Origin of the sequence: Curtobacterium sp. MCBD17_021, assembly GCF_003234525.1 — a bacterium.
Lineage (GTDB): Bacteria > Actinomycetota > Actinomycetes > Actinomycetales > Microbacteriaceae > Curtobacterium.
Window position 1 is genome coordinate 78,055 of the sequence record NZ_QKTS01000007.1, and the last position, 15,753, is coordinate 93,807.

Here is a 15,753-nt window from a genome sequence, read left to right on the forward strand (position 1 = left end):
CATGACCCTCAACACCTCGCTCGGCACGACCCCGGCCACCGGGTCGGACCGCGCCGCGGGGTCCACGCCGGCGGGGAGCGGTGCGTCCAGCGCACCGCGCCCCGCCGGGCGTCGGCCCGCCAAGCGGCTCGCGGACTGGCGGCAGCGCGCGGAGATCGCCGTCCTCGCCGGACCCGCCGTGATCGTCTTCGTGACCTTCGTCATCCTGCCCGTCGCCATGGCGGCGTACTACGGGTTCTTCAAGTGGCAGGGCTACGGCCCGCCCACCGACTTCGTCGGGCTGCAGAACTACCTCATCATCTTCCAGGACCAGGCCTTCCACTCGGTCCTCATGCACAACGGGTTCATCGTCGTGCTGTCCCTGGTCCTGCAGGGCCCGATCGCCATCGTGCTCGCGCTGCTGCTCAACCAGAAGATGCACGGCCGCGGGCTCGTCCGCGTGCTCGTCTTCGTGCCGTACGTCATCTCCGAGGTCATCGTCGGCACCGGGTGGAGCTTGCTGCTCCAGTCCAACGGCGCCGTGAACGACATGCTCCAGTCGATCGGACTCGGCGGCCTGCGGGCGGACTGGCTGTCCAACCCGGACATCGCCATCTGGACGCTGCTCGTGATCATCTCGTGGAAGTACATCGGCTTCGCGGTGATCCTGTTCCTCGCCGGCCTGCAGAGCATCCCCGAGGAGCTCTTCGAGGCCGCCGCGATCGACGGCGCCGGCTACTGGCAGATCCAGCGGCGCATCACGCTGCCGCTGCTCGGCCCGACGATCCGCATCTGGGCGTTCCTGTCGATCATCGGCTCGCTCCAGCTGTTCGACCTCGTCTACATCATCTGGGGGCAGTACATCGCCTCCACCGCGGGCACCTCGACGATGGCGACCTACATGGTCGGCAACGGGCGGAACTCCGGGAACTACGGCTTCGGCAGTGCGGTCGCCGTGGTGATGTTCGTCATCTCCCTGGCCGTCGCGCTCGTCTACCAGCACTTCGTGCTCCGCCGGGACACCGCGGGTGCGCTCACCGAGAGGAAGAACTGATGGCCACCACGAGCATCGTCGCCCCCGGGCGGCGGGCGACGCGGGAGCGCCGGTCGAGTGCGGCCATCGGTCGCGCCAACCCGCTCACCTACGTCGTGGCGATCCTGTTCGTCGCCGCCAACCTCGCCCCGGTGCTGTACATCGTGCTGGGCGGGTTCCGGACGAACTCGCAGATCACCACGAGCCCCGCGGGACTCCCCGCCCCGTTCGAACTCGGCAACTACGGCTCGGTGCTGAGCAGCTCGATCTTCTGGCGTGAGCTCGGCAACTCGACCATCAGCGCCGTCGCCACCACCGCCGGTGTCGTCGTGCTCGGCCTCATGGTGAGCTACGTGCTCGCCCGCTACCGGTTCGCCGGACGAGGTGTGCTCTACGCCCTGTTCGCCGCCGGCCTGATGTTCCCGATCACCGTCGCCATCACCCCGCTGTACCTGCTGATCAAGGACCTCGGTCTCACGAACAGCCTGGCCGGCGTGATCCTGCCGCAGATCGCCTTCGCGCTGCCGACGACGGTCATCATCCTGGTGCCGTTCCTCCGGGCGATCCCGGACGAGCTCGAGGAAGCCGCGTCGATCGACGGGGCCAGCCGCCTCGGGTTCTTCTTCCGGATGATCGTGCCGCTGTCCCTGCCCGGTGTCGTCACCGTCGGGATCCTGGCGTTCATCGCGAGCTGGAACAGCTACATCCTGCCGCTGTTCATCCTCAACAACGAGGGCAGCTACACCCTGCCGCTCGGCGTGCAGGCGTTCTCGTCGCAGTACTCGGTCGACACGGCCAAGGTGCTCGCCTTCACCTCGATGTCGATGATCCCCGCGCTCGTGTTCTTCACCATCTTCCAGCGCCGGATCGTCGGCGGTCTCACCGGGGCGGTCAAGGGATGACGATCACGAACCAACCCCGGCACACTGCGGGGGACCGCGCCGTCGGTACCGCCAGGACCGACCTGGCGGACGCGGCTCCGGGCCTCCCGGCCGTGCCCGAGGTGAGCGACCGCGTCCGCGACCTGCTCGACCGGATGACCCTCGAGGAGAAGGCGGCGCAGATCGTCGGCTACTGGCTCGACCAGAACGGCGTCGTCGCACCGATGCAGGGTGAGATGGCCGCCGCGCAGGACGCCCAGGCGACCCTGCCGGAGGTCACCCGCGAGGGTATCGGGCACTACACCCGCGTCTACGGGACCCGTCCCGTCGACGCCGAGGAGCGGGCCGCCTGGCTCTGGCAGGAGCAGCGGCGCCTCAAACGGGAGACGCGCCTCGGCATCCCCGCGCTGGTGCACGAGGAGTGCCTCACCGGGCTCGCCGCGTGGAAGGCCGCGACCTTCCCGACCCCGCTCGCATGGGGTGCAGCGTTCGACCCCGAGCTCGTCGAGCAGGTCGGCCGTGTGATCGGCGACTCCATGCGCGAACTCGGCATCCACCAGGGACTCGCCCCGGTGCTCGACGTCATCCGTGACCCCCGCTGGGGTCGGGTCGACGAATGCATCGGCGAGGACCCGTACCTGGTCGGCACCATCGGCACCGCGTACGTGCGGGGTCTGCAAGACGCCGGTGTGCACGCGACGCTGAAGCACTTCCTCGGCTACTCGTCGTCGCGCGGCGGACGCAACCACGGACCGGTCTCCGCCGGACCGCGGGAGATCCGCGACGTGTTCCTGCCGCCGTTCGAGATGGCACTGCTCGACGGCCACGCCCGCTCCGTCATGAACTCGTACACCGAGACCGACGGCGTGCCGATGGCGGCCAGTCCCGAGTACCTCACCGGTGTGCTCCGCGAGCAGCTCGGCTTCGACGGCACCGTCGTCGCGGACTACTTCGCGATCGCGTTCCTCGAGGTCATGCACGCCGTCGCCGCCGACCGCGGTGAGGCGGCCGCCCTCGCACTCGAGGCCGGCATCGACGTCGAGTTGCCCACCGGCGACGCGTACCTCGCGCCCCTGGTGGAGCGGGTGCGGTCGGGTGAGCTCGACGAGGCGTTCGTCGACCGAGCCGTCCTCCGTGCGCTCGCGCAGAAGGAGGCGCTGGGCCTGCTCGACCCCGACGTGTACGAGGACGAGCCGCCGACCGGCGTCGACCTCGACTCGCCCCGGCACCAGGCACTCGCGCGGCGTCTGGCCGAGGAGTCGGTCGTGCTGCTCAGCAACGACGGTGTGCTGCCGGTCCGGCAGACCCCCGGATCCGTCGCGGTCATCGGTCCGAACGCCGACCGCGCCGAGGCGCTGCAGGGCTGCTACTCGTTCGCGAACCACGTCCTGGCCGCGCACCCCGGACTCCCGCTCGGGTTCTCGATCCCGACGGTCGCCGAGGCACTGACCGACGCGTTCGCCGGCGCATCGGTCCGTCTCGTCGAGGGCTGCACGGTCGAGGGGGAGGACCGGACCGGCATCACCGCTGCCGTCTCCGCCGCTGCCGACGCCGAGCTCGCCGTCGTCGTCGTCGGCGACCAGGCCGGCCTGTTCGGCCGCGGAACGGTGGGTGAGGGGAACGACTCCGAGTCGCTCGACCTGCCCGGGGTGCAGCGCGACCTCGTGGAGGCCGTGGTCGCCACCGGCACGCCGGTCGTCCTGGTGCTCCTCACCGGCCGGCCGTACGCCATCAGCTGGGCGCTCGACGGGGACCAGCCCCGGCCCGCCGCCGTGCTGCAGGCGTTCTTCCCGGGCGAGGGCGGCGGACTCGCGATCGCCGACGTCGTCACCGGGCAGGTCAACCCCTCGGGTCGCCTGCCGATCTCGCTGCCGCGGTCCGCGGGGGCGCAGCCGTACTCGTACCTGCACCCGGTGCTCGGTGGGCCGTCGGACGTCACCGCGACCGACTCCACGCCGGTCCGGCCGTTCGGCTTCGGGCTGTCCTACGCGTCCTTCGCGTACTCGGACCTGGTCGTCGACGGTTCGGTCCGGGCCGGTGCGGCCTTCACCACGAGCGTCACCGTCACGAACACCAGCGAGGTCGCGGGTGGTCACGTCGTGCAGCTGTTCGGGCGCGACGTGCACGGCTCGGTCACCCGCCCCGTCGTGCAGCTGCTCGGCTACGCGCGCGTGGAACTCGACGCGGGGGAGACAGTCCGGCTCGCCTTCACCGTGCCCACCACGCGTCTGGCGTTCAGCGACCGGCGCATGGTCCGGATCGTCGAGCCCGGTGACGTGGAGGTGTGGGTCGGGTCGCACGCCTCGGCGTCGGCCTCCGCGGCGGACGCGGACGCCGCCACCGGTGGGGTCATCGTCAACGAGCGGGCGACCGCGGTGCGGGTCCTGCCCGGGACCGCCACGCCGCGCGCGGTCGTCGCGGTCGAGGGGCCGGTGCACGAGGTGACCACCCGCGACGCGCGACTCGTCACGTGGGAGGTCGTCGGCTGACGGGGAACCAGCCGGAGAACCGCCGCGGGAGCGCGGCGCCGTCGGACGGGAGGCCCGTGACCAGCTGGTCACGGGCCTCCCGCCCGTCCGGTCCGACGGGCCGCGCCGTGCACGGAACCGTGACCGCGGACGAGGGCTGAGTCAGTCCTCGTGGTCGTTCCCTAGGGTGGAGCGATGCCGACGTTGAACCGCATGCCCGTCCTGCTCGCCACCGGCTCGATCGCGATCCCGGTCGCGGAGGCCCTGGTCGCCCTGCCGTTCGAGGTGCTCCAGCGCATCGAGGCCGCGCCGATCGACCCGGAGCTCGCAGACACCGCAGCATTCTCCGAGGCGTACGGCTTCCCGGTCGCAGGCGGCGCGAACTGCATCGTCGTCGCGGGCAAGCGGGGCGACACCGTGACGTACGCGGCCTGCGTCGTGCTCGCCTCCACCAAGCTGGACGTGAACCGCACCGTCAAGGGCTTGCTCGGCGCCCGGAAGGTCAGCTTCGCGCCGATGGCGGACGCCGTGGAGCGGACCGGCATGGAGTACGGCGGGATCACCCCGATCGGGCTGCCCACCGACTGGCCGGTGTACGTCGACTCGCGGGTGCTCGAGGCGCCCGAGGTGGTCATCGGGGCGGGCGTCCGCGGGGCGAAGCTGTTCCTGCCGGGTGCGGTGCTCGCCGCGTTGCCCCGCGTCGAGGTCATCGAGGGCCTCGCGGTCGACCCCGCCGCCGCCGACGCCGACACCGGTACGGACTCCGAGCAGGTCGGCTGACGGCTCGCGGTCAGTCCTGCGGTCGGACCAGGCAGAACGGGTGCCCGGCCGGGTCGAGGTAGACGCGGAACGTGTCCGTCCCCTCGCCGGTCGCCGCGGCGCCGATCGGCAGCACGGCGCGCTCACCCGTGTCGAGGTCGTCGACCTTCACATCCAGGTGGATCTGCTGTGGGACGTCCTGCCCGGGCCACACCGGCGGTCGGTAGCCGTCGACCCGTTGGAAGGCGAGCAGGGGGCGGTGCCCGGCGAACGGCAGGGTGACCTCCACCCATTCGTCGTCGGGACCGACCGTTCCTGCCCCCTCGACGACACCGCCGAGCAGCTCGGCGGTGAAGTGGGCGAGGGCGGCGGGGTCCGGGCAGTCGAGGACGACGACGTCGAGTGCGCCGATCATGGCGGTCACCGTAGTCCTCGCGGGCAGGAGCCGTGCTCCGGTCAGCGCGACGCCGCGGTGAGCGCCTTGGTGATCCGCTGCAGTGAGACCGTCTCGGCGGTACCGAGCTCCTGCGCGAAGAGGCTGAGGCGGAACTCCTCCAGCATCCACCGGGCGTGCACGAGCTCCGGGTGCGACCCGACGGCCGGCGGGAACGCGCCGCCGGCCTCGACGTAGCGGTCGGTCGCGCCGGTGACCTCGCGCATCCACGAGGCGTCCCGGCCCGGGTTCTGCAGCAGCTTCGTCACGCGGGCTTCGATGCCCTGCAGGTACACCCGGATGCGCCGGAGTCGGTCGAGTCCGGCGACCGAGACGAACCCGGCGAACGCCAGCCGTTCCATCTGCTGGCGCATGTCCGACAGGGCCGGCAGCAGCGCCATGTTCGTCGCCTGTTTCAGTGCTCGTTCCGCGTTGCGCTGCGCGGTGAGGACGGCCGCGACCTCGGACACGGCGGTGAACATCGTGTCGACGACCGTCGCGGACACCGCATCCCGGACCTGCTCGAACGCTGCCCGGGTGAAGACGAGACCGTCCGGGTGGGTGCGGCGGATCCCGGCGTCCACCACGGCAGCCAGGACGTCGTCGAACAGCGCCGACGTGGACGGGTAGGGACTCGCGGCGAGGGCGAGCTTCTCCTGCGCGGTGAGGTGCTGCTGGATGTACGACACGGGTGAGGGCACCGCGAGCATGACGAGGCGGCGGACCCCCGCGGGCATCTGGACGGCGCGGTCACCGGGTGTCGCGAGGAGCTGCACCCCGACGGTGGCCTTCGGCCCGGAGCCCTCCTCGACGAGCGCGGGGTAGGCGCGGATGACACCACCGGCCTGTTTCGTGTCGAGCACCTCGGGCAGGTCCTCGTCCGGCCAGCCGGTCAGGCCCGACCGTTCGATGCGGCGACCGGAACCGGCGTCGGCGACGCGGGACGAGCCTCCCGGTCGGCCCTGCCGCTGCGTGGCGGCGGCGACGCTCTGCTGCGTGCGGTCCTTCAGCTTGGTCTGCAGGGCGGCCAGGTCCTTGCCGGCTTCGACCCGGCGACCGCGTTCGTCGACGACCGCGTACGTCGGCAACAGGTGCGCGGGCACCCGCGACATGTCGAAGTCGGACTCCGACACGGGCACGTGCACGAGCCGCTGGATCGTCTTCGCCAGGGTCGCGCGGAAGCTCTCGGTCGGGGTCGTCGGAGCGTCGTCGGGCAGTTCGATGACGATCTTCTCGGCCCAGTCGGCGGCCGGCACGACGTTCTTGCGGATCTGCTTGGGAAGCGCCTTGATGAGCGCGGTGACGAGTTCCTTGCGGAGCCCGCGGACCTGCCAGTCGAAGCCCTCCTCCCGCATCCGGGGCAGGACGGCGAGCGGCACCTGGACGCTCACGCCGTCGTCCTCGGCGCCGGGCTCGAACCGGTACCGGACCGCGAGGCGCTGGTCACCGCTCTGCCATTGGGTCGGGTACTCGGCGTCGTCCTCCGCCGCCGATGCCGCGGATTCGTCGAGCAGGTCCTCACGACGCATGGTGAGGAGGTCCGGCTGGTCGCGGCGGGTGCGCCGCCACCACCCCTCGAAGTCGCGCGTCGTCGCGATCTCCGCCGGGATCCGGGCGTCGTAGAACTCGACGACCGTCTCGTCGTCGAGCAGGATGTCCCGACGCCGGGTGCGCTCCTCGAGTTGTTCGAGTTCGCGGCGGAGCTTCCGGTTCGCGCGGTCGAAGGCCTGCTGCGAGTCCCACTCGCCCTCGACCAGGGCGTGCCGGATGAACAGCTCGCGGGAATGCACCGGGTCGATCCGGTTGTACTGCACGCGCCGGCGCTGCACGATCGGGACGCCGAACAGGGTCACCCGCTCGTAGGCGACGACCGCGCCCTGCTTCTTCTCCCAGTGGGGTTCGCCGTAGGTGCGCTTGAGGAGGTCACCGGCCAGGGGTTCCACCCAGGCGGGGTCGATGCGCGCGACGGTCCTGGCGAAGAGGCGGCTCGTCTCGACGAGCTCGGCGGCCATCACGGCGTCCGGCTGCTTCTTGGCCAGCACGCTGCCCGGGAACACCACGAAGCGGGTGTTCCGCGAGCCGAGGTAGTCACGCTTCTCGCGGTCGCGCAGGCCGATCTGGCTGAGGAGCCCGGCGAGCAGGGCACGGTGGACTGAGTCCGGGTCGTCCTTGCGTTCCTTGCCGACGTGGATCCCGACCTGCTTCGCTGCCCGGGAGAGCTGCCGGTACAGGTCCTGCCACTCGCGGATCCGCAGGTGGTTGAGGAACTCGGCCTTGCACATCCGTCGGAACGCGCTGGAGGACAGCTCTTCCTGCTTCTCCTCGAGGTGGTTCCAGAGACCGAGCAGGGTCAGGAAGTCACTCGTGGGGTCGGCGAACCGAGCGTGCAGCTGGTCTGCCTGTGCGCGCTTCTCGAGCGGGCGCTCCCGCGGGTCCTGGATGCTCAGGGCCGACACGATCGCGATGACCTCACGACCCACGCCCTGCCGGCTCGCCTCGAGCACCATCCGGCCGAGCCGGGGGTCGATCGGCAGGCGCGTCAGCTGCTTGCCGGTCTTCGTGATGGCACCGGCGGTGTCGACGGCCCGCAGTTCGCGGAGCAGGTCGAGCCCGTCCTTGACACCGCGCGAGTCCGGCGGCTGCAGGAACGGGAAGGACTCGATGTCGCCGAACCCGAGCGAGATCATCTGCAGGATGACGGCGGCCAGGTTCGTGCGGAGGATCTCGGGGTCGGTGTACTCCGGTCGGCGGTCGAAGTCGTCCTCGGAGTACAGCCGGATCGCGATGCCCGCACTGGTCCGGCCGGCGCGACCGGAGCGCTGGTTCGCGGACGCCTGCGAGATCGCCTCGATCGGGAGGCGCTGCACCTTCGCACGGGGGGAGTACCGCGAGATGCGGGCCGTCCCGGTGTCGATGACGTACTTGATGCCCGGGACCGTCAGGGACGTCTCGGCGACGTTGGTCGCGAGCACCACGCGACGTCGGACACCCGGTGTCGTCGAGCGCTGGAAGACGCGGTGCTGATCGGCTGCGGACAGCCGGCCGTACAACGGCAGGACCTCGGTGCCCGGGTACCGCTTGCCCTCGATGGCGTCCTGGGCGTCACGGATCTCGTTCTCGCCGGACAGGAACACGAGGACGTCGCCCGGGTCCTCACGGGCGAGCTCGTCGAGCGCGTCCGTGATGCCCTGCATGGGGTCCCGGTCGTCGCTGCCCGTCGCGCTCCCGGTGCGACCCGGGGCACTGCCCTTCGACGTCGCCGGACGGGTGCCGGCCGGACGCTCGTCGAACTCGTCCTCGTCCTCGTCACCCGCGGCGTCCTCGTCGGCGACGAGCGGTCGGTACCGGATCTCCACCGGGTAGGTGCGCCCGGACACCTCGACGATCGGCGCACCACCGAAGTGCTGCGAGAACGACTCGGGGTCGATCGTGGCACTCGTGATGATGACCTTGAGGTCCGGTCGACGGGGGAGTAGCCGCTTGAGGTACCCGAGCAGGAAGTCGATCGTGAGGGACCGCTCGTGCGCCTCGTCGATGATGATCGTGTCGTACCGCCTGAGGTCCCGGTCGAAGTGGATCTCGTTCAGCAGGATGCCGTCCGTCATCAGCTTGATCCGGGTGTTCGCGCTGACCTTGTCGGTGAAGCGCACCTGGTAGCCGACGAGGTCGCCCAGTTCTCCGCCGAGCTCGTCCGCGACCCGCTCGGCGATCGTGCGCGCGGCGATCCGCCGGGGCTGCGTGTGGCCGATGCTCTCGCGCCCGAGTTCCAGGCAGATCTTGGGGAGCTGCGTCGTCTTGCCCGACCCGGTGGCACCAGCCACGATGACGACCTGGTGGTCGCGGATGGCGGCGGCGATGTCGTCGCGCCGCTGCGAGACCGGCAGTTCCGGCGGGTACGTGATGACGGGCAGGTTCGACATGAGCATTCCAGGATACCGCCCGGGCGCGTCCTCCATCAGCCGAGCTGCGCGGCGAGCTCGTCGGCGTCCCGGGCGGGCAGTGCACACACGCGGTCGTGGCAGACGTACGTCACCCCGTCCTGCGTGTCCCGGCCCTCGAACAGCGAGAAACCGGCGTCCGCCCACGCCGCCGCTTGCGCCCGGGTGAGCACCGCGGTGATCGTGCCGGGCCGCCGGGCGGAGCGCACCGCGTGCAGCATCGCAGCCACGTCGGGGACCACGCGGTCGTCGGCGACGAGGACGACCTCTCGCGAGGGGCGCTGCAGGGCGAGCGCGAGTCCGAGGGCGTCGGCGTGCCCGAGCGGACGGTCCACTCCCGTCCGTGCGCGTTCGGCGACGAGTCGTTCCGCGGCCGATCGCCCGTCGTCGTCCCCGGTCAGGGCGGCGAGGAGTGCGGCTGCACTCGCCAGGGCGACCGTTCCGGACCGGAGCGCCGTCTGCGGCTGCTCGCCGGTCGCCGTTCCCGCGGCCGCGAGGACGGGGTCGACCTCGAGTGCACCGGACAGCCCGTCGTCGACCAGCGTCCGGGCGATCACGGCGTACCGCAGCTCGCCCGTCCCGAGGGCGAGTTCGAGGAGCCCCTCGGCGAACAGCCCGAGGTCCTCCAGCGTCGGCGCAGCCGTCGAGGTCCCGCCACCCGAGCTCGAGCGGACGGCGACGTGTCCGTCCCGGAGGTGTGCTGCGATGACCGCGTCGGCAGCGGCACGAGCGAGGCCGATCATCTCGTCGTCTCCAGCCCGCGCGCCCGCGAGCACCAGCCCGCGGATCGCCAGGCCGTTCCACCCGGTCAGGACCTGGTCGTCGAGCGGCGGTGCCTCGAGTCGCGTGCGTTCGTCGAGCGGCAGGCGGTACCACTCGCCCTCGACCCGGCGCCCGTCGATGGTCGACTCGCTGTCCTGGGCCGCGACGAAGGAGCCGTCCGCCCGCCGGAGCGTGTCGCGCAGGAAGTCAGCGATGCCGCGGGCGCGGACCGGGTCGGCGACCGCGAGCAAGCCGGCGTTGTCGTAGAGCATCCGCTCGTAGTGCGGGACGGACCAGTCACGACGGGTGGCGTACCGGAAGACGCCGCCGTCCGCGTCGGTCAGCTCCGACCCGGCGATGGCCCCGAGCGCGCGGTCGAGGAGACCGCCGGCCGCGTCGACCCCGTCGGCGGCGGCGTCTCCGAGGAACTCCAGCAGCGGGGCGTTCGGGAACTTCGGCGCTCCGCCGAAGCCGCCGTACTCGGTGTCCTCGGCCCGCTCGAGGTCGCTCACCACACCACGGATCGCGTCGACGGACGGGAGGCTCGACCCGGCCTGGTGGGGGAGCCCCGCCTGCGCGGTGGCCGCGTCCGCCTCTGCGCCCTGCCGGATCGCCCGCGCGATGGCAGTCGCGTTCGCGTCGACCTCGTCCCGGCGGTTCCGCCACGCGTCGAGCACCGCGGACGTGACCTGGCGGAAGGAGGGATGCTGCCCGACCGGCTGCGGCGGGTAGTAGGTGCCGGCGTAGAACACCTGCGCGTCCGGCGTCATGAACACCGTCAACGGCCAGCCGAGCTGTTCGGTGAAGGCGCTCGCCGCGGCCATCGCACTGGCATCGACGTCGGGGCGCTCTTCACGGTCGACCTTCACCGCGACGAAGTCCTGCCGCAGCAGCTCGCCGACCTCGGGGTCCGAGAAGCTCTCGCGCGCCATCACGTGGCACCAGTGGCAGGTGGCGTAGCCGATCGACACGAGGACGGGCACGTCACGCTCACGCGCCTCTGCGAATGCCGCGGCTCCCCACTCGCGCCAGTCCACCGGGTTGGCGGCGTGCTGGCGGAGGTAGGGGCTGACGGCGGTCCCGAGCCGGTTGTCGTTCATGCACCCAGCGTGCCCCGCACGGCCTGTGTGGGCGGGCCTCCAGGCGGTCCTGTGGAGGGCGCTCGGCTGTCCCCAGGCGACCGCACGTCAGCTGAGCCAGCCGGTGAGCAGCCCGAGTCGACGGGCGGTCTCGGCCGGCGTCGATCCGCTGGTGTCCACCCGCTCGACGTGGATCGGAGCGGCCGTGTCGAGCATCCGGGCCGTCGTGGCGCTGTGCCGGACGTCAGCCGCCCGGGCGGAGCCGCCAGCACGACGGCCGAGCCTGTCCCGGACCACGTCGTCCGTGGCGCGGAGCAGGACGGCGGTGACGAGGGCGTCGTCGCCGACCGCAGCCGCCAGGCGGGGCGCCTCGAGGACCGAGACGGTGTTGGTGAGGACCAGGCGGTGGTGTCCGAGTGCGCGGGCGTTGGCCCAGACGGCGGCGAGGTTCCGTTCAGCGAGCCGGGCCTCCGGGTGCTCGAGGTGTGGTGCCGGCCAGGCGAGGTCGAGGAAGTCCCCCTCGATGACCACGTGCCGGACCTCGGCTGCGGCGAGCAGGTCGTGGAGGGCTGCTGCCACGGTCGACTTGCCGACGCCGGACCGGCCGCCGACGAAGAGCACCTCGGGACGCGGTAGCTGCTCGTCCACTGCTCAGCCGAGACCCAACGACAGCAGCACGAGCGCCGCGTCCTCCGGCCCGTAGTCGAACATCCGGTCCCAGAACGGGTCGGCACCCCACGGGACGTCGCCGTCCGCAGGGGTCCGGTGGGCGGTCTCGACCAACCAGTCGACCTCCGACCAGACCGCGTCCGCGAACCGCGGCGGAACCCACCCGAGCGCCCGGGCCGCGGTCGTGTCGAGCACGGACGGCGACGGGGTGGACCACGGCGTGAGCCCGACGAACGCCGGTGCGTCCACGCCGAGCAGGACCTCGTCGAACGTGTGCCCGAGGTGTCCGGCGACCGTGCGGACGATCTCGAGCGCAGTGGGCGCGGTGTCGTCCGCGACGTTGAGGATCCGGCGGTCCGGGGCGTCCGCGACCAGCCGGACGAGCGAGCCGATGCCGGACGCGGCCGTCGTGTGGTCGACACTGCGCCCCTCGTCGGCGAGCAGGATCCGCTCACGTGCGTCGAGGACCCGTCGCACCACGAACCACTCGCGCGGCCGCCCGATGCCGACGCCGTACACCTTGGACGGGCGGAGGACGGTCACCGGTGCGCCGTGGTCCAGCAGCACCTGCTCGGCCGCGACCTTCGCTGCGGCGTACCCGTCGCGGGAGGTCGGGTCGCCGTCGCCCGGCGCGACCGTCGGCTGGAGTTCCGTGACCGCGCCGCCGAACACGGGCTTGTCGACCGAGTTGGCGTGCCGCCCCTGTTCGTCGACGTAGACGGCCTTCGACGACACGAACACGGTCGACCCGACGTCGTCGAGGAACGGCGCGAGTTGCAGCGCATCGTCACGGGTCACGCCGACGGTGTCGACGAGCAGGTCGGCGCCCGGCCGCAGCAGGTCGCGCAGCAGCGCGGTGTCCCGTCGGTCCCCGGGGCGGGCGAGCGCGCCGGATGCGACGAGCTCGTCAGCGACGGGACCGCCCTGCCGCGAGACGATCTCGACGGACCAGTCATCACCGCCCCGACCGGACACGTCGAGGAGTTCGCGGGCGACCTGGGACCCGATGCCACCGGTCCCGCCGAGGACCACCGCGCGTCTGCTGCTCATGGCGCCAACGCTAGCCCCCGGTCGGGACCGGCTCGGCGGCGTCGACCGCTCTGGTCAGGAAGCGATCGGCTCCCGCCACCACTCGGCCAGCGACCCGTCGTACACGCGGACCTTCTCGTGGCCGAGCACCGTGAGGGCGAGGGCGTCGACGCACGATGCGCTCCCGACGCCGCAGTACGTCACGACCTCGTCGGCCGTCAGGACCGGCGCGAGTGCCCGCTCGAGCTCCGACCGGCGGAGGAACGCATTCGACTCACCGAGGAGGTCGCGCACGCGGATGGTCGTGGTGCCCGGGACGAGGGGCGGGTGGTCGTCACCGAGGTCGGCCGGGTCTGCGGCGAGGACGAGTGCGGCCGGCTCCGACCCGTCCACGGCGCGGAGCACGCGGGACCGGTCGGCCCACAGCGGGAGCTCCTCGCCCGCGACGAAGGCGTCGTCGTCCCCGACACGTCGCGGGGCCCGGGAGAGCGCGCCGACGCGGACGGGTCGGCCCTCGTCGCGCCACTTCGCGAAGCCGCCGTCGAGGACCGCGACCGTCCGGAAGCCGAAGGAGCGGAAGATCCACCAGAGCCGCGCCGACCACTCGCCGATGCCGTCGTCGTAGACCACGACTGTGGAGGCCCGGCTCACCCCGAGCGCGCGGGCTGCGGCCTCGAACCGGTCGACTCCGGGGCGGGTGAAGGGGAGACCGGTCTCCGGCGAGGAGAACTCGTCGATGAGGTCGGCGTAGACGGCGCCCGGCACGTGCCCGTGTCGTTCGTGGGCGTCCCGCGCGGAGTGCCACGACATGCCCAGTCCGATGCCGTCCGTGTGCACCGAGGCGTCGAGCACCAGGAGGCCGTCCGCGCCGAGGTGGTCGGCGAGCCACTGCGTCGACACGAGCGGCGAGGTCAGGACGGGGGCCATGCCGATCACGGTAATCGAGACGTCCGACGAGTGACAGGGGTTCGGCAACAGGGCGACTTCTGCTGCGCGATGTGGCACGCCGGAACGACGGAGCCCTGAACCGCGGGACGGACACGGCACCGCGCAGATGCGCGGTGCCGTGTCCGTTCCGTGGTGTCCTCCGTGCGGGAGCGACCCCGCGCCGTGGCTCAGTGCGCGGCGGTCGGGATGCTCCCCGTCGTGCCGGACCCGGCCTGCTGCAGGCGGGCGATCCGGACGGACTGTCGGTTGATGAGCAGCCCGCTCGCGATCGCCACCAGCAGGAGCACGCCGGCCGAGATGGCGAAGGCCGCGTGGTAGCCGTCGAGCGTGGCCTGTGCCTGCTGCAGCTCCGTCGGTGCCGCTGCGATGCCGGAGAGGCTGTTCTCCACCACGTTCGCGAAGATCGTGGAGAGGAGCGCCGTGCCGATCGAGCCGCCGATCTGCTGCATGGTGTTGACCGTCGCCGATGCCACGCCGGCGTCGGCGCGGGCGACCCCGGTCGTCGCGGTGTTCATCGCCGACGAGAAGATCGTGCCCATGCCGAGCCCGATGACGATGAGCGCCGGCAGGACGGTTCCCGCGTAGGAGCTGTCGAGGTCCGTGCGCAGGAGCAGCAGGAGCCCGGTCGCGGCGACGAGCGCCCCGGCGAAGATGAGCACCTTCGGGCCGACGCGGGGGAGGAGTCGACCGCCGATCTGCGTCGCCGACAGCATGATCGACAGCGGCATCGGCAGGAAGGCCAGCCCGGTCTGCAGGGCCGAGAACCCGAGGGTCTGCTCGAGGTAGTAGGTCAGGAACAGGAAGATGCCGAACATGCCGATCGCGACGAGGCCGATCGCGATGAATGACCCGCCGCGGTCACGGTCGAGGACCACGCGGAGCGGGAGCAACGGGTGCGCGACCCGGGTCTCGATGACGACGAACGCCGCGATGAGCAGGACGCCACCGGCCAGCATGCCGATCGTCAGCGGAGCGTCCCAGCCGTTGGTCTCCGCGTTGGAGAAGCCGTAGACGACGCCGACCAGGCCCGCGGTGATGGTGACGACGCCCGCGACGTCGATGCGCGGACGCTCGACCTTCGGCGGCTTCGCCATGAACACGAGCGCGCCGATCACGCCGAGGACGGCGAACACGACGTTGACGTAGAGGCACCAGCGCCACGAGGCGTACTCGGTGAGGACACCGCCGAGCAGGAGGCCGATGGCCGCGCCCGAACCGGCGATGGAGCCGAAGATGCCGAACGCGCGCCCGCGCTCCTTGGGGTCGCGGAATGTCGTGGTCAGCATGCCGAGGGCGGACGGGGCGAGCAGCGCGCCGAAGACACCCTGCAGCGCGCGAGCGGCGACGAGCAGCCCGAACGAGTCGGCGAGCCCGCCGAGCACGGAGGCCACGGCGAACCCGACCAGGCCGATGATGAAGGTGTTCTTCCGGCCGAAGAGGTCACCGAGGCGGCCACCGAGGAGCAGGAGCGAACCGAACGCGAGCGAGTACGCGGTCACGATCCACTGGCGCTGGTCGGTGGCGAACCCGAGGTCCTGCTGCGCGGAGGGCAGCGCGATGTTCACGATGGTGGCGTCGAGGACGACCATGAGCTGGGCGAGCGCGATGACCGCGAGGGCGATCCACCGGTGGTCGGTGCGGGCCGGGGCGGTGCCCGCGGTCGTCGGCGTCGTCCCTGTGGGAGCGGGCGCGGTCTGTTCTGCCGTCACGACAGTCTCCTTCTCGAAGGATGGAAGGGGAGGAGGGGCGCGCGCCGTCGGGCGTCCCGGAGGAGA

Annotated in this window: 11 protein-coding genes; 4 read left to right on the top strand and 7 right to left on the bottom strand. The window is 71.8% G+C overall.

Annotated features, from left to right (window positions below):
- Position 1: 1 nt before the first annotated feature.
- The 4 genes from DEI83_RS08365 to DEI83_RS08380 all read left to right on the top strand — a co-directional run bounded on the left by DEI83_RS08365 (position 2) and on the right by DEI83_RS08380 (position 5,141).
- Positions 2–1,033 carry a carbohydrate ABC transporter permease gene (locus tag DEI83_RS08365; RefSeq protein ID WP_111081478.1) on the top strand — a complete coding sequence of 344 codons (1,032 nt, stop codon included), beginning with the start codon at positions 2–4 and terminating at the stop codon, positions 1,031–1,033.
- Positions 1,033–1,914 carry a carbohydrate ABC transporter permease gene (locus DEI83_RS08370; protein ID WP_111081480.1) on the top strand — a complete coding sequence of 294 codons (882 nt, stop codon included), beginning with the start codon at positions 1,033–1,035 and terminating at the stop codon, positions 1,912–1,914. Before DEI83_RS08365 ends, DEI83_RS08370 begins: the two co-directional genes overlap by 1 nt.
- A complete protein-coding gene (locus DEI83_RS08375; RefSeq protein ID WP_111081482.1) occupies positions 1,911–4,382 on the top strand; it encodes a beta-glucosidase in 2,472 nt (823 codons plus the stop codon). The genes DEI83_RS08370 and DEI83_RS08375 overlap by 4 nt, the downstream gene beginning before the upstream one ends.
- Before the next feature lie 174 nt (positions 4,383–4,556).
- A complete protein-coding gene (locus DEI83_RS08380; protein WP_111081484.1) occupies positions 4,557–5,141 on the top strand; it encodes a YbaK/EbsC family protein in 585 nt (194 codons plus the stop codon).
- Positions 5,142–5,151: 10 nt separating this feature from the next.
- Here DEI83_RS08380 and DEI83_RS08385 read toward each other — a convergent pair whose 3' ends face one another.
- The 7 genes from DEI83_RS08385 to DEI83_RS08415 form a co-directional block, all read right to left on the bottom strand.
- A complete protein-coding gene (locus DEI83_RS08385) occupies positions 5,152–5,535 on the bottom strand; it encodes a VOC family protein (protein WP_111081576.1) in 384 nt (127 codons plus the stop codon).
- 41 nt (positions 5,536–5,576) lie between these two features.
- Positions 5,577–9,479 carry an ATP-dependent RNA helicase HrpA gene (gene hrpA, locus DEI83_RS08390; protein WP_375334656.1) on the bottom strand — a complete coding sequence of 1,301 codons (3,903 nt, stop codon included), beginning with the start codon at positions 9,477–9,479 and terminating at the stop codon, positions 5,577–5,579.
- A gap of 29 nt (positions 9,480–9,508) precedes the next feature.
- Positions 9,509–11,353: a thioredoxin domain-containing protein gene (locus DEI83_RS08395; RefSeq protein ID WP_111081486.1), complete on the bottom strand. Its 1,845-nt coding sequence runs from the start codon at positions 11,351–11,353 to the stop codon at positions 9,509–9,511.
- Between the two features lie 87 nt (positions 11,354–11,440).
- Complete coding sequence (locus DEI83_RS08400; RefSeq protein WP_111081488.1) at positions 11,441–11,980, bottom strand: AAA family ATPase; 540 nt, start codon at positions 11,978–11,980, stop codon at positions 11,441–11,443.
- Positions 11,981–11,983: 3 nt separating this feature from the next.
- A complete protein-coding gene (locus DEI83_RS08405) occupies positions 11,984–13,051 on the bottom strand; it encodes an NAD(P)-dependent oxidoreductase (RefSeq protein WP_146243272.1) in 1,068 nt (355 codons plus the stop codon).
- Positions 13,052–13,105: 54 nt separating this feature from the next.
- Positions 13,106–13,957, bottom strand: coding sequence for a sulfurtransferase (locus DEI83_RS08410; protein ID WP_146243273.1), 852 nt, complete (start codon positions 13,955–13,957; stop codon positions 13,106–13,108).
- 188 nt (positions 13,958–14,145) lie between these two features.
- A complete protein-coding gene (locus DEI83_RS08415) occupies positions 14,146–15,687 on the bottom strand; it encodes an MFS transporter (RefSeq protein WP_111081494.1) in 1,542 nt (513 codons plus the stop codon).
- Positions 15,688–15,753 lie beyond the last annotated feature (66 nt).